A 23,483-nucleotide genomic window follows, 5' to 3' on the forward strand; every position below is an offset into this window, starting at 1 on the left:
CCGTGGACGTTTGAGATTTGAGAGGGGCTGCTCCTAGTACGAGAGGACCGGAGTGGACGAACCTCTGGTGTTCCGGTTGTCACGCCAGTGGCATTGCCGGGTAGCTATGTTCGGGAAAGATAACCGCTGAAAGCATCTAAGCGGGAAACTTGCCTCAAGATGAGATCTCACTGGAACCTTGAGTTCCCTGAAGGGCCGTCGAAGACTACGACGTTGATAGGTTGGGTGTGTAAGCGCTGTGAGGCGTTGAGCTAACCAATACTAATTGCCCGTGAGGCTTGACCATATAACACCCAAGCAATTTGCGTCGAAAGGCCAGATTGCGGTGTGTGAAGACGAAACGAACCGAAAGTTCGATGTTGACAAAACACCGACAGCTGTCACATACCCAATTTGCTGAAGCGAGGCCAACAGGTCACGACTCAGTACCCGAATTTCTTGACGACCATAGAGCGTTGGAACCACCTGATCCCATCCCGAACTCAGCAGTGAAACGATGCATCGCCGATGGTAGTGTGGGGTTTCCCCATGTGAGAGTAGGTCATCGTCAAGATTAAATTCCGAAACCCCAATTGCGAAAGCAGTTGGGGTTTTGTTTTACCCGCAGGAAAGTTCGGAGAGCATTCAAAAGCGCAATGGCGCAGGAAGCGTCCGATACTTATTTCGCAAATTTCCTACATTTTGTTTGCCTCGCCAGTAAAAAACAGGGTTATTATCCGACGGCGTTTCGGGTCATAAGCCCGGCGCCAGAAGATTGCCGCGTGTCCACAGACCCGGTAATCGCAGCCGATCGGGACCACCCTGGCGCTGTTATCCCCGCACAGGTTGTTCCTCGTCGTTGACCCTCAAATGGAAGGCGAGGTTTCAATTGGTCACGCGGTTTGCAATCGACGATGTAATGGCCAAGGCGAACGATCTCGCCAGTGCGCCAGTCAATTCTCCAGCTGTTTGTGCTGACCGCGTTGCGGTTTTTTTCGCCTGCTCATCTCCCCCGGATTTCATGTGTGTGCCCGCGTCGGACTTAGCTCTGCGCGCGCGCGCCGCGCCATCTCCCTGAATTCGAATCACCGAACCGGCACTTGAGGCCGGGGCCTGACTGACGGGGACGTACTGTCGCCGTCTGATCAAAAAAATAAAGTAGTCATGGACGGTAGCCTCCGATGCTCGACAACACTTCCTTGCGCGGGACGACGCCTGCGCAGCCCGACCTTTCATCCAGAAAATCGCCAGCCGCTTCGGCATTGACCGATTCCGACTACCAGCGACTGATCCACGACTGGAACAGCGCGACGCAGTCGTTCGATGAAAACATGTGCGTGCACGGCCTGTTTGAAGCGCAGGTGCTGCGCCATCCCGATGCTATTGCGGCACGTTGGCAGACAGAGGCGATCAGTTACCGTGATCTCAATACCCGCGCCAATCGCCTGGCCCATCACCTGCGCAGTTTCGGGGTCGGGCCGGACGTGCGCGTCGGGTTGTGCCTTGAGCGTTCGCTCGACACCCTGATTGGCGTGCTTGCGGTGCTCAAGGCCGGCGGCGCTTATGTGCCGTTGGATCCGGCGTATCCGCAGGCGCGGCTGGCACACATGCTGGCTGACAGCGCACCGCCGGTGGTGCTCACCCACGGCGCGGCGAAGCTTGCATTGTCGGCGGCGCTCGAGCATTCGGTCACTGCTCCGACCATCCTTGATCTGGCCGATTCCAGCCATTGGGCTTCGCTCTCGCCAGACAATCCCGATCCGCACGCTGTCGGCCTGACACCACGGCATCTGGCCTACGTCATCTACACCTCCGGTTCGACTGGCACCCCGAAAGGCGTGATGGTCGAGCACCGCGGGCTTATCGCTGTGAGCGCCGCTTGGGAGCAGCTCTATGCCTTGGACGAGCCAATCAATCACCTGCAAATGGCGGGTTTTTCATTCGACGTGTTCAGTGCCGATCTGATTCGGGCGCTGGGTTTTGGCGGCACGCTGGTGTTGTGCCCTCGGGAAACCCTGATTGACCCGCCGGCGCTGTATCGCCTGATGAACGAAGCGCATATCGGTTTTGCCGACTTCGTGCCAGCGCTGCTCAACCCTTTGCTGGCCTGGGTCGAAGAAAATGCTCACGACCTGTCGTTCCTGCGCACCGTGGTCTGCGGCTCGGACATCTGGACCGCCCACAGCGCACGGCAATTGCGCAGGCTTTGTGGTGACCGCGTGCAAATCGTCCAGGCCTACGGTGTCACCGAAGCGAGCATCGATAGCACCTGTTTTGAACTCAGCGACGCAAGCCAGATTGATGGCGTGCTGCCCATAGGTAGGGCGCTGCCCAACACCCGGATTTACCTGCTCGACACTCAAGGTGCGCCTGTCGCCGTGGGTGTCGCGGGTGAGTTGCACATAGGTGGCATCGGTGTGGCGCGAGGCTATCTGAACCTGCCGACACTCACCGCCGAGCGTTTCGTTGATAGCCCGTTCGTGACGGGCGAGCGTCTGTACCGCACGGGTGATCTGGCGCGATATCGGGCCGATGGGCAACTGGAGTTCCTTGGGCGCAACGACTCCCAAGCCAAGTTGCGCGGCCTGCGCCTGGAATTGGGGGAAATTGAAACGCGCCTGGCGGACATCCCGGGCGTGCGTGAAAGCGTGGTGCTGCTGCGTCAGGACGGCGCGCATGAGCCGCGACTGGTCGCTTATTTCTGCGCCGACGCAGCCACCGCGCTGACCTCCCGCTCACTGCGTGAGCAACTGCAATTGAGCCTGCCGGATTTCATGGTGCCGACAGCGTTCGTGCGTCTCGATGCGTTGCCTTTGACCGCCAACGGCAAGGTGGATCGCCCCAATTTACCGGCCCCGAACGTCGCAGCATTTGATCAACAGGATTATCAGGCGCCGCAAGGTTCGCTGGAAACTGCGCTCGCTGCGATCTGGGCCGAAGTGCTCGGCGTTGAGCGGATCGGTCGTCAGGATCAGTTCTTCGCGTTGGGTGGCCACTCGTTGTTGGTGATGCGGGTGCTGGCCCGAGTTCGCCACGATCTTGGGCTGGAAGTGACAGCTTCAGCGCTGTTCGCTGCACCCGTGCTCGCAGAGTTCGCCAAACGGCTGCAAGCCAGTCAGGCTGCGGCTCGTCCAGCCATTACGGCCGTTGCACGGTCGGACGCGCAAACGTTGTCGTCTGCTCAGCAGCGCTTGTGGTTTCTGGCACAAATGGAGGGCGGTAACGCGGCTTATCACATGCCGTTGAACCTGCGCTTGCGTGGCTCATTGGACGTGGCGGCACTTGAACGCAGTTTCAATCAACTGGTGGCGCGCCATGAGGCGCTGCGTACCACTTTCCTCTCCGTTGAAGGCGAAGGGCGGCAACGGGTTTCGCCACCAGCACACAGCATCCGGCTGACGGTGATTGACCTTCAGGGGCCTGACGCGCAAGAGCGTCTCAACCGATTGATCGACGAAGAGGGCGCCAAGCCGTTCGACTTGAGCCGTGGCCCGTTGATGCGGGTCAGCGTGGTGCGGATGGCGGCGGACGATCACGTGCTGTTGCTGACCCAGCACCACATCATTTCGGATGGCTGGTCGATGGGCGTGCTTACCCGCGAACTGGGCGAGTTGTACGAAGCGGCGTTGCAGGATCGCGAGGATCCGCTGCCGGCATTGCCCGTGCAGTACGTGGATTATGCCGTGTGGCAAAAGCAGTGGCTGTGCGGTGACGAACTGGCTCGCCAAAACCGCTATTGGCGCGAAACGCTAGCGGGTGCACCAGTGCTGCTGGAGTTGCCAGCCGATCACAAGCGTCCGCCCGTGCAGGACTACCTCGGCGGTTATGTGCCGCTGGTATTCGACGAGGCCTTGACCGTTCGCTTGAAGACCTTGGGCATGCAGCAAGGCACCACGTTGTTCATGACTTTACTGGCCGGTTTTTCGTTGCTGTTGTCGCGCCTGGCGGGGCAGAGCGATGTGGTGATCGGCGTCCCATCGGCCAACCGGCCTCAGCAGGAGTTGCACGGGCTGATCGGTTTCTTCGTCAACACCCTGGCGCTACGCATGACTCGCTCAGGCACACCGTCAGTGGCGCAATGGCTGCAACAGGCGCGGCGGGTGGCGCTGGAGGCCCAGGAACATCAGGATCTGCCGTTCGAGCAAGTGGTGGAGTTGCTCAACCCGCCGCGCAGCCTGGCGCACAGTCCGGTGTTTCAGGTGCTGTTTGCCTGGGAGCAGGATCAGGATTCGGACCTGCTGTTGAGCGGGTTGGAGGTCACTCCGGTCGAGAGTGGTCATCACGTGGCCAAGTTCGATCTGCAACTGGCACTCAGTGAGCGCGACGGCCAGATTGTCGGTGGCCTGGAATACGCCTCGGGCTTGTTCAATCGAGACACCGTCGAGCAGTTTGGCGATTACCTGCGCCGGGTGCTGGAGCAGATGGTCGAGGACAGCCATCAGCCGCTGGCGATGATCAACCTGTTGAGCGCCGAACAGCAGCGCAAAATCGTTCACGACTGGAACCGCACCACCCGCGATACCTCGTCGATACCCGGTTGCGTGGCACGCTTCGAAACCTTGGCCCGGCAGATGCCCGACGCTGTGGCGTTGCTCTCCGAAAGCGAGCAACTGAGCTACGGCGAATTGAACCGCGCCGCCAACCAACTCGCCCATTACCTGATCGAGAAAGACATTGGCCCCGAGCATCGAGTTGGCCTGTGCCTGGAACGCTCGCCGCAGATGGTTATCGGCCTGTTGGCGATCCTCAAGGCGGGCGCGGCGTACGTGCCGTTCGATCCGGCCTATCCGAGTGAACGTCTGGCGTTCATGTTCAGCGATGCCGCGCCGACCCTGTTGCTGACGCAGGCCGGCCTGCTTGCCGGATTGCCCGTCAGCGATGAGATGGAAATCTGCTGCCTGGACACTGAAGCGCAGCAATGGGCGCAGCATCCGAGCCACGAGCCACAGGTAGCGGTGAGCCCGGAAAACCTCGGCTACGTGCTTTACACCTCCGGCTCAACCGGACGCCCCAAAGGCGTGGCGCACAGCCGTCGCGCGCTGGATAACCTGATCGCCTGGCAACTCGACCAGGCCACTACGCCGCAGCGTGTGCTGCAATTCGCGTCGCTGAACTTCGATGTGTCGTTCCAGGAAATCTGCAGCACGCTCTGCCAGGGCGGCAGCCTGTTGCTGATGACCGAAGACAGCCGCAAGGACCTTGCCGCGTTGCGTCCGACGCTGGTGGCTGAAGGTGTGCAGCGGGCGTTTCTGCCGTTCGCCGTGTTGCAGCAACTCGCCGGCCTGACCGAGGCCGATGCACCGATGCCGGTCGGCGGCTGCGAGATCATCACGGCCGGTGAAGCCCTGCAAATCAATGATGAGTTGCGCGGTTTTGTCCGAGGTCTCGGTGGCGCGCAATTACACAACCAATACGGGCCGACCGAAACCCATGTGGTCAGTCAATTCAGCCTTTCGTGCAGCGAGGCCGAGGCCTGGCCGGATGCGCCGCCTATCGGTCGCCCCATCGCCAATGCGCGGCTGTACGTGCTGGATGAGCATCTGAATCCAGTGCCGGTCGGCGTGGCAGGCGAGTTGTACATCGCCGGTGCATGCCTGGCCCGAGGTTATCTGAACCGCGCGGATCTGACCGCCGAACGCTTCCTTCCTGATCCGTTCAGTGACGAGCCCGGCGCGCGGATGTATCGCAGCGGCGACCAAGCCAAGTTCCAGTCCGACGGCAACGTGCAATACCTGGGACGCATCGACCAACAGGTCAAGCTGCGCGGGTTCCGCATCGAACTCGGCGAGATCGACAGCCTGTTGCAGCAGCAACCCGGCGTGCAGGAAGCCGCCGTGCTGTTGCGTGAAGACGTGGCCGGCGACAAGCGTCTGGTGGCTTATGTGGTCGGCTCCGCGAGCAGTGAGGTGCTGCGTGCCGAACTGCAACGGCACTTGCCCGAACACATGATCCCGAGCGCGTGGGTCAGGCTGTCGCAACTGCCGCTGACCCGCAACGGCAAGCTCGACCGGCAAGCGTTGCCTGCGCCGGAGCGCAGCACCGGGGCCGCATACGTGGCGCCGCGTAACGACATCGAACGGCAAATGGCCGATATCTGGGCGCAGGTGCTCAAGTGCGAGCGGGTCGGTATCCACGATAACTTCTTCGACCTGGGCGGGCATTCGTTGCTGGCGACGCGGATGATCTACGCGATCAATCAGCGCATGGGCGCGCAGTTGTCGCTCAGCAGCCTGTTCCAGAAGCCGGTGCTGATGGACCTGGCGGCGCACGTGCACGGCGCACGTGATGCCGACACTTATATCGAGCCTGCCTTCAGCCAGATCGAACCGGATCGCGGCGCCCGACATGAGCCATTCCCTCTGACCGATATCCAGCAAGCCTACTGGTTCGGTCGTGAGGCCACGGTCAGCCTTGGTGGCGTCAGTGCCCACGGCTATGAAGAATTGCGCATTCCCGACTTCGATGCGGAACGTTTCGAGCAGGCGTTGAATCGCATGATCCAGCGTCACGACATGCTGCGCGTGGTGTTCCTCAGTGACGGCACGCAGCAGGTATTGGCACAGGTGCCGACGTATTGCATGCCGCGCAGCGACCTGCGCGGTCTGCCGGCCGAGGTGGCGCTGCGCACGCTGGAAGCGACTCGTGAACGCCAGTCCCATCAGGTGCTGGATGCCAGTCGCTGGCCGCTGTTCGAGTTCAGTGTGTCGCTGCTTGATGACGGCATTACCCATTTGCACATCAGCCTGGATGCGCTGATCGTCGATGCTGCGAGCACGCAGATTCTTGCGCGCGAATTGATGGCGTTCTACGTCGATCCGACCCTTGATCTGGCGGAACCGGGCCTGACGTTCCGCGACTATGTGCTGGCCGAGCAACAACTGCGCAGCGCCAGCCGTTACGAGCAAGCGCTGAGTTACTGGCGTGAACGGGTGACCACCCTGGCACCGGCACCGGATCTGCCGCTGGTGCGTCAGCCCGAGAGCATTGCCAATCCACACTTCACGCGGCGCGACCGCGACATGTCAGCGGCGCAGTGGAGCCGGCTCAAAGAGGTGGCCAAACAGTTTGCAGTGACGCCTTCGGTGATGCTCTTGACAGCGTTCAGCGAAGTGCTCGCATTGTGGAGTCGCACGCCACGCTTCACCTTGAGCCTGCCGCTGTTCAATCGCATGCCGTTGCACCCGGACGTTGACGAAATCATTGGTGACTTCACCTCGCTGGTGTTGCTGGAAGTGGCGATCGACGGGGCGCTGAGTTTTACCGAAAAGGCCCGTGCCGTGCAGGCGCGGTTGTGGCAAGACATTGATCATTCGGCGGTCAGCGGTGTACGGGTGTTGCGTGAGTTGTCGCAGGCCCGGGGCGTGCAGCAGACGGCTATGCCGATTGTGTTCAACAGCACATTGTCGGAAGCAGCGCCGGAACTGGCCGAGTTCAATCTGGCGGACGCCTTGAACGCCCGGCACATGCACAGCATCACCCAGACCCCGCAAGTGTGGCTCGACCATACGTTGCTGGAACTGGAAGGACGCCTGTTGTTCAACTGGGACAGCATCGACGAACTGTTTCCCGAAGGCCTGATCGAGCAGATGTTCGTCGCCTATAACGCGCTGCTCGATCGTCTGTGCGAACCCCAAGCGTGGGACGCGGACACACCGCAGCTGCTGCCGCAAGCGCGGCTGCCGGCGCCTGTCGACAGCCACGACACGCTGCCCCTGATGCACGAACTGTTCGAACGTCAGGCGCTCGCCACGCCCGATGCGCTGGCGGTGATCGGCGCGCGGCAGCTGACTTACCGCCAACTGCGTGCAGAGGCCCGGCAACTCGGCGCCGCGCTGCAAGCGCAGGGCGTGGTGCCGAATCAGTTGGTCGCGGTGGTGATGGAACGGGGCTGGGAGCAAGTGGTGGCGACCCTGGCGATTCTCTATGCCGGTGGCGCTTACCTGCCCATTGAACCCACTCAGCCGGCGGAGCGCCTGCGGCATATTCTGCAGCGGGCCGAGGCGAGTCTGGCACTGACCCAACCGGCACTGATCGACAAGATCGAATGGCCGGCGCCAGTGACGGCGATTGCCGTGACCGACGCTGTCACTGCTGAAGTCGTTGCTTTGCGACCGGTAGAGCTGGTCAGCAGCGATCTGGCGTACGTGATCTACACCTCCGGTTCCACCGGCCAGCCAAAAGGCGTGGTGATTGATCATCGCGGTGCGGTCAACACGTTGCTCGACATCAACCGACGCTTTGCCGTCGGCCCGACGGATCGGGTGTTGGCCATCTCGTCGCTGAGTTTCGATCTCTCGGTCTATGACTTCTTCGGCACCCTGGCGGTGGGCGCGGCGGTGGTTGTGCTCGAACCACAACTGGCGCTCGACCCGGCGCACTGGTTGACGTTGATCGAGCGTCACCGGATCAGTTTGTGGAACTCGGTGCCGGCGCTGCTCGGCATGCTGCTTGAGTATGTGGAGGGCGAGGGTGGTGCATTGCCCGCCCACCTGCGCCTGGCGATGTTGTCCGGCGACTGGATCCCGTTGACCTTGCCCGAACGGGCCTGGGCCTTGCAGCCGGACTTGCAGTTGATGAGTCTGGGCGGCGCAACGGAAGCGTCGATCTGGTCGATCGGTTACGCCGTGCAAAACGTTGATCCGTCTTGGCGCAGCATCCCTTATGGCAAGGCCCTCGATCACCAGCGTTTTTACGTGCTGGACGAAGCGCTGCAAGTGCGTCCGACCTGGGTCGCGGGGCAGTTGTACATCGGTGGCATCGGCCTGGCCAAGGGTTACTGGCGCGATGAAAAACTCAGTGCCGGCAGCTTCTTCGCCCATCCACTGACCGGCGAACGCCTGTATCGCACCGGGGATCTGGGGCGTTTGTTACCGGACGGCAACATTGAGTTTCTCGGCCGCGAAGACAATCAGGTCAAAGTTCAGGGTTATCGCATCGAACTGGGCGAGATCGAAGCTGCTCTCAACCGCCATCCGGGCGTGCAGAGCGCCGTGGTGCGCATCCTGGGCAGCACGTTGGGAGAGAAGCGCCTCGCCGGTTACGTGCTAAAGGCTGATCCGGAACTGCAAGCCCGGGACTTCAGCGAATACCTGGCGGATAAGCTGCCGGCCTACATGATTCCGTCGTCGTTCACTTTCGTGGAGGCCTGGCCGTTATCGTCCAATGGCAAGGTCGACAAGAAACGTCTGCCGGAGCCGGCTCAAACCGAGGAACAAGGGCCGGCACTGCAAGTCGATGGCCCGCAGGAGCAGCGCCTGGTGGAGATCGTGCAGGGCGTGCTCAAGCGCGATGCGATTGTCGCCAACGCCAACCTGCTGAACCTTGGCGCGACCTCCATCGATATCGTCAGGATCAGCAATGCGCTGTCCAGCGCCTTGCAGTTCCGCCCGCACGTGGCGCAACTGCTGGCTCAGCCGACACTTCAGCATCTGCTCGCCATGTACCGCCAGAGCCGGGTTCGCCAAGAGGTCATCGGCAGCGTTCAGCAACCATCGGACACCCCTGCGCAAGTCATCGAAGATCCGCAGTTACGGGCGCAGTTCAAGGCGGAGCAGCGCGGGCGGCGCGAGTTCGCTCAAGCCTTGCCGACGCTGGAACTGGCGTTGCCACAAGACCCGACGTTCGCCCGGCGCTTCAGCGAGTATCGCTCGGTGCGTCAGTACAGCCCGCAGCCGATTGCCGGCGAGGTTTTCGCGCAATGGTTGGCGGCGTTGGCGCAAGGGCAATTGGACGGGGAGGCGAAATACCAGTTCCCGTCGGCGGGCGGGCTGTATCCGATGCAGACGTACCTGTACGTCAAGCCGGATCGGGTGCGCGGCGTGCCCGGTGGCGCGTATTACTACGATCCCCGCCAGCATCGCTTGCTCGCGCTGCAGAGCGGTGTGCTCGACCCGGACACCTATGACTATTTCGTCAATCGTCCGGTGTACGAAAACGCTGCATTCTCGCTGTTTTTCATCGCCGACATGGCGGCGATTCGTCCGTTGTATGGCGAGCGCAGCCGTGACTTCTGCCACATCGAAAGTGGCGCCATGGCGCAGTTGCTGAGCATGACCGCCGTCGAACAAGGCCTGGGCCTGTGCGGGATCGGTTCGGTCGAGGAGCAGTCGCTGGCGGCGCTGTTCGACCTCGGGCCGAGCCATGAGCTGATCTACTCGATGATCGGTGGTTTGCGCACGGCCGATGAGCAACACCGCGCGTCGGTTGAGGCGTATGCCCCGGTGCCGGTGACTGAATGCCTTGACGACGATGACATGGAGGAATTCGAAGTATGAATGCCGATCAATTGCTGGCGCTGTTCGCTCGTCATGGCGTGGTGCTCGATGTGGATGGCGACAAACTGCGCTGCAAGGCGCCTCGGGGTTTTCTCACCGAAGAGCTGACCCAGGCGCTCAAGCAACACAAGCAGGAACTGATTGCCTTGCTCGGTGGCCAGGACAGCGCGGCGATTCCCCGTCGTGGCGGCGAGCAAACGGCCTGGCCGTTGTCGTTTTCACAGCGGCAACTGTGGTTTCTCGACCAACTCGAACCCGGTAACCCGTTCTACAACGTGCCAACCGCAGTGACGCTCAAGGGACCTCTGGACGTTGCGCTGCTGGAGCGCGCGCTGAATGAACTGGTCAGTCGCCACGAAATCCTGCGCACCACTTTCTGCCGCGTGGAAGGCGAGCCGCGCCAAGTGGTGCATCCGCCACTGGCGCAGTCGTTGCCGGTGAAAGATCTGCGCCAGGTGCCTGTCAGCGAGCGTGAGCAGCAGGTCAGCCGCGCCGTCGAGCAGGAGGCCCGTGCGCCGTTCGATCTGGCCAGCGGGCCGTTGCTGCGCGCGTCTTTGCTGCGCCTGGCCGACGACGAATACCTGTGGCTTTACAGCGTGCATCACATCATCGCGGACGGTTGGTCGATGGGCGTGATCCTGCATGAGGTCGCCGTGTTGTATGGCGATTATCAGCGTTGCGAGGCGTCGAGTCTGGCGCCGCTGCCGGTGCAATACGCCGACTACGCCTGTTGGCAGCAACAGCGCGTGGGCGGAGCGATGCTGGACGATCAACTCGACTACTGGCGCCGCGCCCTGGCCGATGCGCCGGCGCTGTCGACCTTGCCCGCCGACCGGCCGCGACCGTTGGTGCAGCGTTATGTCGGGGCGACTTTCAGTTCGTCCGTCGATGGCGGCACGCTGCGCGAACTCACGGCGCTGGCCCGGCAGACGCAGGGCACGCTGTTCAACGTGCTGCTGGGGGCGTTGGCGGTGTTGCTGTGGCGCCACAGCGGCCAGCAGGATTTGTGCATCGGCACGCCTTTCGCCAACCGCAACCGTGCGGAAATCGAGCCGCTGATCGGTCACTTCGTCAATACGCTGGTGCTGCGTCAACGCCTGAACGCGCAGCAGACCTTCGCCGAACTGCTGCGCGAGGTGCGCGGCCAGATGCTCGACGTCCACGCCCATCAGGACGTGCCGTTCGACCGCGTGGTCGAGGCTGTCAACCCACAGCGTGATACCGGTCATTCGCCACTGTTTCAGGTGATGCTGGTGCTGCAGAACACCCCCGGCAGCGCCGTGCAAATGCCCGGTCTGGCACTGGCGCCGTACAGCACCAGCAGTGCCACGGCCAAGTTCGATCTGGCGTTTGAATGGGTCGAGCGCGAGGGGCGTCTGGACTTGTTGGTGGAATACAACACCGACCTGTACGACGTCGCGACCATCGAACGCCTGAGCGGACATTACCGGCATCTGCTCAAAGAGATTGCCGCGGACGCCAAGCAACCGATCGGTGCGCTGCCGTTATTGGCCGAAGCCGAGCGTCAGCAGATTCTGCTCGACTTCAATCACGCGGCTCCGTTGACGCAAGCGGTCGACTGCGTTCATCGTCTGGTCGAAACCCAAGTCGCGCGCAACCCGCAGGCTTGCGCGGTGGTGTTCGAAGGCGAGTCGCTGAGTTACGCCGAACTGAATGCCCAGGCCAACCGCCTGGCGCGGCATTTGCTCAGCCTGGGTGTCGGCCCGGATGTGCGCGTGGCGGTGTGCATCGAGCGCTCGCTGGCGTTGCCCGTGGCATTGCTGGCGGTGCTCAAGGCCGGTGGCGCCTATGTGCCGCTGGACCCGGATTATCCGCTGGGGCGCCTGAGTCATATGCTCGGTGACAGTACGCCGGCGGTGCTGCTGACCCTCGGTTCGGCGCACGGAATTTTGCGTCAGGCCCTGCAAGGTTCAACCTGGGAAGCGCCGGTGCTGAACCTCAAGGACGACGCCGCGAGTTGGGCGCAGTTGTCGGCGGACAATCTCGATCCGCACAGTGTCGGCGTCACGCCTGATCATCTGGCCTACGTGATCTACACCTCGGGCACCACCGGTTTGCCCAAAGGCGCGATGGTTGCCCACCGTGGCCTGAGCAATCTGCTGCTGTGGTGTTTGCAGGTCTGCGGCGAAGCAGGGGCGATGCTGCACAAGATCCCGTTCGGTTTCGACGCCTCGGCCTGGGAGACATTCTGGCCGCTGGCAACCGGCGGGCGTCTGGTGATAGCGCGGCCCGGCGGCCATTACGAGCCGGCGTATCTGGCTCGGGAAACCCGCGAACAGCAGGTCACGGCACTGGTGTTTGTGCCGGCAATGCTTGAGCTGTTTCTGGAGGTCGAAGAGGTCAGTCTGTGTGCTTCGCTCACCGATGTATTCAGCGGCGGCGGTGAGTTGCCGCCAGCCCTGGCCCGGCGTTTCCAGGAGCGCCTGCCGCATGTGCGCCTGCACAACGTCTATGGCCCCACCGAAACCACGGTGATCAACAGCATCTGGACGTTGCAGCCCGGCGCCGACGTGCCGGCGCTGAAACTGCCAATCGGCCGGCCCATCGCCAACAACCGTTTTTACGTGCTCGATGAACGCGATGCGCCGGTGCCCGTGGGCGTTACCGGGCACTTGCACATCGGCGGTGTCGGCGTCGCTCGGGGTTATCTGGGGCTGGAACAACTCAGTGCCGAGCGCTTTATCGACAGTCCGTTCGTGGCGGGTGATCGGCTCTACCGCAGTGGTGATCTGGCGCGTTATCGCGCGGACGGACAACTCGAATTCCTTGGCCGCAACGACTTTCAAGTCAAGTTGCGCGGCGTTCGCCTGGAACTTGGCGAGATCGAGGCTCGGCTCGAAGCGTTTGCCGGTATCCGCAGCGCTGTGGTGCTGATGGTCGGCGAGACGGCGCAGGATCAGCGGCTGGTGGCTTGCTGCGTGGTCGCCGCGCAACCGGACGAGACGGCGGTGCATGCGCATCTGGCGGCGACGCTGCCCAGAGCGGTTGTCCCCGGCAGCTATCTGTGGCTCGACAGCTTGCCGCTGACCGCCAATGGCAAGGTGGATCGCGCAGCGTTGACGGCACTGGCGGATCAGGACCTGGCCGATCGACAGGTCAACCTGAGCAGCCCGCGCGATCACATCGAACTGGCGCTGTATCAGATCTGGAAAAGCCTGTTGCTGGCGCCGCAGATCGGCATTCGCGACAACTTTTTCAATGTCGGCGGCACGTCCATCGCCGCGATCAAGATGGCCCATGAAATCAGCCAGATGTTTGCGGTGGAAGTGCCGGTGCGCGTGGTGCTCAGCTACCCGACCATCGAAGCGTTGGGCGGCTGGCTGCGGATCGGGGCCAACCCGGCCGCCGCGCAAAGCAATCTGATCGAATTTCGCCGGGGCGCCGGCCGCAGCAATGTGGTGTGCATTCACCCGGCGGGCGGTACGGCGTTCTGTTACCTGTCCCTGGCCAAGGTGCTGCCCGAAGACGCCGGCGTCTACGGTGTGCAATCGCCGGGGCTGAATCCGGGAGAGAGCACCGAGCCGACGGTCGAAGCGATGGCCGAGGCATATCTGCGCCTGATCGAACCGCTGTTCAATCAGCCGCTGGTGCTCACCGGGCTCTCGTTCGGTGGCCTGGTGGCCTACGAAATGGCGCGGCTGTTGACGGCTGCAGGGCATCGTCAGGTGAGCGTGGTGTTGCTCGATACTCAGGGCAGCGACGATCCGGGTTTTCGCGAGCAGATCGGTACGGTGGACATGGCCGAGTTCCGCGACAAACTGGTGCGCTTCAACGGCATGTATCCCGGCATCGAAGACGCGCAAGTCGAGCGCTATTTCCATCTTTACAACCATAACCGCCTGGCCATGGCCGCCTATGAGTGCGCGCCAAGCGCCGGGCGTGTCGTGCTGATTCAGGCGCGGGAAGATTTCAGCCGCCATCAATTGCATGAGCTGCGCGGATTTTGGCGTCGCCGCGCCGGCAGCGGCTATCTGGCGAAACTGGTCAGCGGCGGCCACTGGGACATGCTCGAAAGCGCGGAAATCCACCGGGTGTCGCTGATCATCAGGCAGGAACTGCAACGTTGCGATTCGCAGGAGGCGAAATGATGAGCGCTACCCATCAGATGACGTTGCTCGCACGCTTTACCGCGCAGGTGCAGCGAGATCCACAGGCGTTGGCGGTCATCGATCAATCGGTGCAGCTGACTTACGCGCAACTGGCCAGTGCCAGCGAGCGCATCGCCAAAGGATTGCAGGCACGGGGCGTGCAACCCGGCGAGTCGCTGGCGCTGTGCATGCCGCGCTCCTGGCAATGGCTGGCGACCATCCTCGGCGCTTTGAAACTCGGCGCCGTGGTGGTTCCGCTGGATCGGGCCAGCCCGCTCAAGCGGCGCGACGTGATGTGCGCCGACGCGGCCTGTGTCGGCCTGATCACCTTGGGCGAGGAGCAACCGTGGGCATTGTCATCGCCGCTATGGCAAACCAGTGTCGAGGCATTGCTCGACCAGCCGGATCATCCGCCGCAAGTACTGACTGAAGAGTTCGCCGAGGTGATGTTCCTGTTTTACACCTCGGGCACCACCGGCACTCCGAAAGCGGTGGAGGTTGGCGAGCGCGGTCTGCTGCGTCTGGCGCACACCGACGCTTATATCGAGATTCGTCCGGCTGATCGTTTTGCCTGCCTGTCCAATCCGGCCTTCGACGCGTGCAGTTTCGAGCTGTGGGCACCGCTGCTCAACGGCGGCTGCTGCGTGATGATCGCCGATGAAAACGCGCTGGATGCACGACGTCTGGCCGAAGTTCTGGAGCAAACCCGGGTCGACAACCTGTTCATGACGGTTTCGCTGTTCAACAGCTTGATCGCCGAGTGGCCCGCGTGCTTTTCCAGCCTGCGTCAGGTGCTGATCGGTGGAGAACAAATCAGCGCCGTCGCCGTGCGTGCCTGGTACCGGGCCAACCCTGAAAGCGCCTGCCGGATTTTCAACGTCTATGGTCCCACCGAATGCACCACGTTCGCCGTGTGCTGGCCGATTCCGCGCGACTTTGTCGGCGACCTGGTGCCCATCGGGCGTGGGTTGCCGGACACCGGTCTGCAGGTGCTGGATGACCGGCAACGGCCGGTGGCCGCAGGTGAGGTGGGCGAACTGTATTTGAGTGGCAGCGGTGTCGCCCGGGGTTATCGCAACCGGCCCGAAGAAACTGCACGCCAGTTTGTACGGTTACCCGAAATCGATGGCGGTGCCCAGGTGCATTACCGCACTGGCGATCGGGTGCGGCGCAACGCCGAAGGCTTGCTGGAGTACTTGGGGCGGGTCGACCGCCAAGTGAAGATTCGCGGTTTTCGAATCGAGCCGGCGGAGGTGGAGCAACGGATTCTTGAGCATCCGGGCGTGGCGCAGGTGTACGTCTGCTCCCGGCGCAATGCGGCGGAAGATCATCAGTTGCTGGCGTTCATCGTGCCGCGCGGTGAATTGGACTATCACGCCTTCGAAAGCCATCTGCGGGCACAACTGGCGCCGCACATGCGCCCGCATCAGTTGTTCCTGCTGGAGCGTCTGCCGTTGACTGCCAACGGCAAGATTGATCGCGATAACTTGCTCGCGCAGGCACTGAGCCCATGGCATCCAGCGGCCACCACGCAAGACGGCAGCGTTTCGCCAGCGCTGGAATGGCTGTTGTCGCAGGCCCGCTCACTGCTCGGGCAACCGACGCTCAGTGCGCAGGATGACTGGCTGAGCAGTGGCGGCGATTCGCTGAAGGCCATGCGTCTGCGTTCGGCAATTCGCAGTCGTTGGCAACGCGAGATCGCTGTCGGCACGTTGCTCAACGAATCCTTCGCGACGCTGGCCGAGCAACTGTCCGGTGAACTGACCCGTGACTCGATCTATCCACCCGCGCCGTCCATCAGCACTGCCCGACGCTTGCCCGCCACCGCGGAGCAACGTCGCTTGTGGTTGCTGCAACAACGTTCGCCCACCTCGACGGCGTACAGCGTCCCGCTGATTCTGCATCTGGCGCCGGGCGTGGAGGTCGCGGCGCTGGCCGAGGCCGTGGGGCGTCTGGTGATTCGCCATCCGGGGTTGCGCACGGCGTTCGTCTCCGGTGCTGAAGGTCTTGATCAGTTGATTGCCGAGCAGGGCCCGGTCTGCCGCACCTTTGCGGTGGGGCATTTCAGCGAACACAACTGGCGGGCGTTCGCGGAGCTGGTGTTCGGCACGCCGTTCGACCTGAGCACACCGAACCTGTTTCAGGCGTGGCTGCTGCCGTTTGCCGATGGCAGCTGTCGGCTGTTGCTGAATCTGCATCACATCATCGTCGACGGTTGGTCGGTGAACCTGTTGTTCGACGATCTGATTCAGCTCTATGCCGATAGCGTGCAAGGCCGCGAGAGCCCGGAACCGCCAGCACGCCTGACCGCGCTGGAATTTGGCCAGTGGCAGCGGCAGTGGAGTGTCGATCCGTATTATCGCGATCAGCGCCGCGCCCTGGCCGAATTGCACCGACGTCAGGAAGAACCCTCGCCGACGCTGCGGCCGATGCGCGCCGTCAGCCCACACGCCAGGCTGTACCGGGAACCGCTGGGCGACGTGCGCAGTGCCGCCCTCGAACGGTTCTGCACGCAACAGCGGCTGACCCGTTTCGAAGTGCTGTTCAGTGTCTTCGCCTGGAGCCTCTACGCTTTGACCGGGGTTGCGCGCCCGCGTATTGCCAGCCCGGTCGCCAACCGGCCACTGGCGGAATTCGAGGACACCGTCGGCATGTTTGCCAACACCGTGCTGATTCCCACCGCCGTGGATCAGTCTTCGACACTCGACGAGCAGTTGCGCAAGCAGGCCGCCACCGTGCGCGAGGTGTTGGCATTGCAGGACGTCGCACTGGCTGATCTGGTGGAAGACCTGCGGCTGTCGTCGAGCACCGCGCTGTTCGATTTCATGTTTGTGCTGGAAAACACCGATTACGCCGCGCTGGCCGATTCAGGCCTGCGTGCCAAGCTGGAATTCAGCGAGGAGTTGCACGCTAAATGCCCGCTGACATTGCTGATGGTGGGCGCCGGCTCGCAATTGGAGTGCTGGTGGGAATATCAGTGCAGCTACTTCGATGCCGAGCAAATAAGCGCGGTTAACGCGTTGTTCCGCCGTGGCCTGGATCTGCTGCTGGAATCCCCGGCAGCCACCCTCGACGATCTGCTCGACCCTTATCGATCCGGTTTGCCAGCGGCCAGCGAAGGCCCGATCAGCGAACAGGCGTTCAACACGCTCGCGGACTGGTTTGAACATCAGGCGCACAGCACACCCGACGCCATTGCGCTGGTGCAGGGGCAGCAGCGCCTCGCTTATGGCGAGTTGAATGCGCTGGCCCATGCCCTGGCGGCAAGCTTGATCGAGCGCCATCCGTTACCGCTCGGGAATACACCGTTGCAGGTCGTGCTGTTCCTCGAGGCTTCGGTGGAGCACATCGTCGCATTGCTGGCGCTGGCCAAGCTCAACCTGACCGCCGTGCCGCTGGATCCTGCGTACCCGGTGGCGATTCAGCGCCAAGTGTTGGCGCAGGCACAACCGCATTGTCTGCTGTTCAGCGCGGCGACCGAGGCGAGGCTGGATGATCTGAATGCGGGGCGGTTTGCTTTGCATCGGGTTGACCTGCATGCCGATGTGCGGCCATTCCAACGCCCACGCCACGGCGGTGAACGCCCGCTGTACACGCTGTTCACCTCCGGCTCCACCGGTACGCCGAAAGGTGTGCAGGTGTCGGAGCGTACTCTATGCAACTTGCTGCAATGGCAACGCAACGAGGGGCAGTTGCCGGCCAAAGCGGTGACGTTGCAGTTCTCCATGCTGTCGTTCGACGTGTCGTTTCAGGAGATCTTCAGCACCCTGTGCGGTGGCGGTTGTTATCACCTGATCACCCCGGGCTGGCGCCAGGATGCCGAGGCGCTGCTGGGATATCTGGTCGAGGCGCGGATCGAGCGGCTGTTCCTGCCGTATGTGGCGTTGCAGCATCTGGCGCAAACCGCCGTGGCCCGTGGCATTTATCCGGGAGCGTTGCGCGAAGTGGTGACTGCCGGGGAGCAACTGCTCTGTACCGACGCATTGCGCAATTGGTTCAGTGGCATGCCGCAAGCCTCGCTGTTCAATCACTATGGGCCGACCGAAACCCATGTGGTCAGCGCCTTGCGTTTGCCGGCCGTGGCCCGCGACTGGCCGCTGCGCGCTCCGATCGGCCAAGCGGTCGGCAATGCCCGATTGCTGTTGGTCGATGAGCACGATCGCCCGGTGCCGAACAGCTGCCGTGGCTACCTGCTGGTCGCGGGGCCCATGGTTGCCCGGTGTTATCTGGCCGACCCGGCGTTGAATGCCGCGCGGTTTGTCGAATTGGCAGACGGCGAGGTTGGCAGTCGCCTGTTTTATCGAACCGGGGATCTGGCGTGGGCGGACGCTCTGGGTTGTCTGCATTATCTGGGACGTGATGATCAGCAGGTCAAACTCAGTGGTCATCGTCTGGAGCTTGGGCAGATCGAGGCGGCGCTGATGCAGGTGCCGCAGGTGGTCAACGCGGTGGTGGCGGTGCAAACCGAGCCGCCGCGCCTGACCGCTTGGCTGCAACTCGACGGCGAGCCAGCAACCTGCGCACAACTGGATCGTCTGGTGGCGCGGCAACTGCCGGCCCATGTGCGCATTGATGAGTACCGGCGGATTGACGTCTGGCCACGCACCCCCAGCGGCAAGATTGACCGCAAGGCGTTGCCGGAGATGGGCGAAGCGCTGGAACGGCGCAATGCGCCACCGCCGGGCGTGCCGTTGAGTGCGCTGGAGCGGCAACTGAGCGAGCTGTTCCAGGAAGTGATCGGGCGTGACATCGAGCCGGAGCAGACCTTCTTCGAGGCCGGCGCCACCAGCCTCGGTCTGATGCGTTTGCACGCTCGGTATAACCAGGCGTTGTCGCATCAGGTGGCGATGGCCGATCTGTTTGAACACGTCACGGTACGGCGCTTGGCAGCACATCTGTCGAAGGCACCGATGGCTGTCGTGGAGCGCGTGCGCCAGGCCGATGCGGGTCATCAACCGATGGCAATTATCGGCATGTCGGTCAATGTGGCCGGCGCGCAGAACCTGTCCGAGTTCTGGGCAATGGTGCAGGGCAACGCATTGGGCATCGAGCGCTTCAGTGCGAGCGAAGGTTTGGTGGGTGCCCGCAGTCAACTGGCCGGCATGCTCGACTTCGACCCCGAGTTTTTCGGCATCAGCCGCCAGGAAGCACGCCTGATGGACCCGCAACAGCGGCATTTGCTGATGGCGTGTGTGCAAGCCCTGCAACACGCGGCCATCGTGCCGTCGGCGCAGGGGCCGCGTATCGGCCTGATCGCCAGTTGCGGCGAAACCACATACTTCCAGCAGATGCTCCGTGAAACCGCTGACGGCGATCTTCCGGACGGCTTCCAGATGGCGTTGCATCACGACAAGGATTTTCTCGCGACCAAAGCCGCTTATCACCTCGATCTCAATGGCCCGGCCCTGAGCGTGCAGGCGGCGTGCGGCAGTTCGTTGATCGCTGTGCACCTGGCCAGTTCGATCCTGCAACAGGGTGACAGCGACGTGATGCTGGCGGCCGGCGTGCTGATCGATCCGACGCTGACCGATGGCTATCGTCATCGCTCACAGCACATCTTTTCCGCCGATGGTCTGTGCCGTCCTTTCAGCGACGATGCCAGCGGAACCATTGGCGCCAGTGGTTATGGCGTTGTGGTACTCAAGCCACTGGCCAGGGCCCGGGCGGATGGCGACCGGATCTATGCGCTGGTCGAGGGCAGCGCGTTGAACAACGATGGTCGGGCCAAGATGAGTTACACCGCACCGTCGGTGGCCGGGCAGAGTGCGGTCATTCGCGAGGCGCTGAGTCGCGCCGGACTGACCGGGGCGGACATCGGCTATATCGAAGCCCACGGCACCGGCACGTTGCTGGGTGATCCGATCGAGGTCGCGGCATTGACCCAGGCTTTCGGCGAGGCACCTGCCGAGAGTTGCGCGCTGGCTTCGGTGAAAAGCCAGATCGGTCACCTGGGCGCGGCGGCCGGGGTGGTCGGGCTGATTCGCGCCAGTCTTGCGGTGTTCCATGGTGTGGTGCCGCCGAACCTTGGCTTTGGCCGGATCAATCCGCAGATCGATCTTGAGCATTCGCCGTTCTATGTACCCACCTCGTCCCGGCCGTGGCCGCAAGGACGGCGGCGACTGGCCGGGGTCAGCAGCTTCGGGATTGGTGGCACCAACGCCCATGTGATTGTCGGTGCTGCACCTTTGGCGCCGGACGTGAGCGAAGAAACCCTGCCACTGCTGATGATCTCGGCTCACAGCCGAGGCGAATTGCTGCGCGATATCGCCACGATCAAAGACTATCTGCTGGCGTATCCCGACCGGCATGCCGCGCTGCTGCGGTATCTGCAAAGCGGTCGCAAGCAACTGCGTTGGCGCTTTGCGATGCTTTGCCAGCCCGGTGATGACATCCCGTTGCAGTCTGCCTCGATCAAGGAAGTCAGTGCTTCGGGCGTACAGATGAATGCCGCGGATCATGCGGTGCCTGAGCTGCTGGCCGCCTGGTACGAAGGGGCGAGCATTCAGTGGTCGCGGCGCTCGGCACCGCCGCCTTGGGATTTGCCGCCGTCATCGTTCGATCTGCAGACCTATCGCTTCCAACCCTCGGTCGTGGCTGAAACCGTTGCGCCGCCGTCGCCAACCCTCGAGCGCCAACCGCTGGCGGACTGGTTCCACCAACGGCAGTGGGTACGCACCCGGCGCTTGGGCGCGATGGCAACGGGCGCGACGCGCGAAGTCGCGATCCTTTGCACTCATGACACGCCCGGCGCTGCGTTGTTGGAGAGCCTGAGTGCGGTCTATCGACGCGTGGTTCAGGTGCGCGCCGGCAATGGCTTCAAGCGACTCGGCGCGGATCGTTTCGAACTTGACCCGCTCGACGCCGAGGCCTTGAGTCGATTGCTCGGTGAGGTGGGAGAACCCTCGGTCGTCGAACTGGACTGGCTGCATGCCTTGCCGCTGTCGGTGGCGGGCGTGGTCGATGAGCAAAGTCTCGACCGGTCGCAATGGGCCTGTCTGGACACGGTCAGCGCCCTGATGCAGGCCTGGGGGCAAACCCCGCGCACGACAAGTGTGCGGTTGTGGTTGATGTCGTGGCAGGCGTGCGCGGTGGACGGCGAGATACGCCGCCCTGAACTGGCCGCACTGGCGGGGATTACTGAGGTGGTGCCTCAGGAGTATCCGGTGCGTTGTCACTGGCTGGATTGGCCGTCGCCGCACCTCGATGCGCAAGCCGCAGAGCTGGCAGCGTTGCTCGGCGACCCGGCGTCGTTGCCACGGCGCATGGCGATTCGCGACGGTTACCTGTGGCAGCCACGGTTGTTGCCACAGCCCTTGCAGGGCCCGGCAACGGCTTCCACTTTGTTGCCGGAGGAGGGCACGTTCCTGGTGTTGGGCGGCACGGGCGGGATCGGTCGTACCTTGTGCGAACACGTGTTGCAAGCAACGGGTCGGCGGGTGGTGCTGCTCTCGCGTCAAGGCGAGTTGCCGGCGTCGCTGGCGGATTATGCGTCGCGGATCGACTGCATTCAGGCGGACATCGCAGACCTGACGCGGTGGCCACAGATACTCGATCAGCTGGCCAAGCGTTACGGCCGAATGAGCGGGGTGATTCATGCGGCGGGCGTCGGTGCCGGCAGTCTGATTCGCCACCGTGATTCCGGACAAATGGCCCAGGCCATGGCGGCCAAGACGCGCGGCATGCTCGCGGTCGAAGCCTTGATCGAGCGTCTGACGCCAGATTTTGTCCTGTACTGCTCGTCGATGTCGGCGCTGTTCGGCGGTGCCGGGCACCTGGACTACGCGGCGGCCAGCGCGGTTCTCGATGGCTTCGTCCACTATCGTCCGGACTCTGCCAGCGCTTGTCTGCGCCTGGGGATCAACTGGGACATCTGGCGTGACATCGGCATGGCCACGACGAGCAATGGCGCAGACGTTGCGCATCAGGAGCATCTGACGGTCGGCCTGTCGGCCGAGGAAGGTTGCCGGGTGTTTGATCTGGCGATGGCCACGCAGTTGCCGCAGTTGCTCGTTTCCACGACGGGCATCGACTTCTCGCGGCGTTTTTATCCGGTTCGTCATGGCGTCGCGGGTACAGCGTCCGAGGCGCCGAAAGGCGTGGATCTGCACGCGCGTCTGCGTGAGTGCCTGTGCAAATGGCTCGGCATTGCCGATCTGGATGACGACCATTCGCTGTACGACCTGGGTGCGGATTCGCTGACGTTGCTGGACCTGATCGACGAACTGCAAGCGGCCACCGGTGAGGTGTTCCAACTGTCGCAGTTCAGTCACAAAGTCAGCCTCAACGAGGTGCTCGGGCTGGTGGAGGCGAGCGCTGTGGAGGTGCCTTGCGTCACGCAGCCGAGCTGGAGCGACGCGGTGCGGATTGATCAGTGGCATGCCGGAGCCGGCCGCGAATGGCTGTACCTGATTCACCCGGTGGGTGGCGATGTTCAGGCCTACCGGGAACTGGTTTCGGCACTGCCTGCGGACCTGGGAGTGTGCGTGATCGCCGACCCGGCGTTGCGTGTTCCGGGGTTGCCAAACATCAGCGTTGCCGAGCGTGCGCAGTTGTATTTTCAGGCGATCAAGGCTCACAAACCTGATGGCGGCGCCTGGCGTCTGGCCGGGTGGTCGTTCGGCGCGTGGGTGGCACAGGCGTTGTGTCAACAGGCGCAGGTTGCCGGCTTCCACCAACCGCTACTGTACCTGATCGACCCTCCCGCACCGGATGCCGGGGCGGAACTGGCGGGCATTGACGAGCAGGTGATCGAGCAAGTGTTCGAGCGCGAGTTTACCCAGCGCTGGCCGAATGTCGAAGGGCAGGCAATGTCCGAAGAACGTCAGGCCTATCTGCAACGGCTGACAGTCTGCTGCCGCAACAACATGAACAGCATGGCTGACTTCCAGCCGCCAATGTTGGCTGCGACGGCGGTGCGGATGTTCATCGCCGGGCAACCTAACCCTTATGGCTTGGGCAACGCCTGGAGCATGGATGACCTGCACCGCCGTTGGCAGGCATTGCTGCCGCAGTTGCTCAGTTGGCAACCACTGGACACCGATCACTACGGCATTGTGGCCGGTCGCTGGGCGCGGTTGCTGGCCGAGGTGATCGGCACGGATGGGCCGTCAATATGAATGAG

Annotated in this window: 3 protein-coding genes and 2 rRNA genes (1 of these 5 running past the window's edge); all 5 read left to right on the forward strand. The window is 62.8% G+C overall.

The annotated features are described in order from the left end of the window. Nucleotides 1-286: ribosomal RNA gene (locus ACA043_RS13105) — 23S ribosomal RNA — on the forward strand; it begins 2,608 nt to the left of the window's first position. 151 nt (nt 287-437) lie between these two features. Further along, nucleotides 438-553, forward strand: a 5S ribosomal RNA gene (gene rrf, locus ACA043_RS13110). A 607-nt stretch (nt 554-1,160) separates the two neighbouring features. Then, nucleotides 1,161-10,253: a non-ribosomal peptide synthetase gene (locus tag ACA043_RS13115; protein WP_497659406.1), complete on the forward strand. Its 9,093-nt coding sequence runs from the start codon at nt 1,161-1,163 to the stop codon at nt 10,251-10,253. Continuing rightward, nucleotides 10,250-14,362, forward strand: a complete 4,113-nt coding sequence (locus ACA043_RS13120; protein WP_497659407.1) for a non-ribosomal peptide synthetase — start codon at nt 10,250-10,252, stop codon at nt 14,360-14,362. Before ACA043_RS13115 ends, ACA043_RS13120 begins: the two co-directional genes overlap by 4 nt. Next, the gene (locus tag ACA043_RS13125; RefSeq protein ID WP_497659408.1) at nt 14,359-23,478 is read left to right on the forward strand and encodes a hybrid non-ribosomal peptide synthetase/type I polyketide synthase; all 9,120 of its coding nucleotides are present in this window, start codon (nt 14,359-14,361) and stop codon (nt 23,476-23,478) included. The genes ACA043_RS13120 and ACA043_RS13125 overlap by 4 nt, the downstream gene beginning before the upstream one ends. The last annotated feature ends 5 nt before the right edge of the window (nt 23,479-23,483 follow it).

The sequence above is a fragment of the Pseudomonas sp. LBUM1648 genome (genome assembly GCF_059716145.1).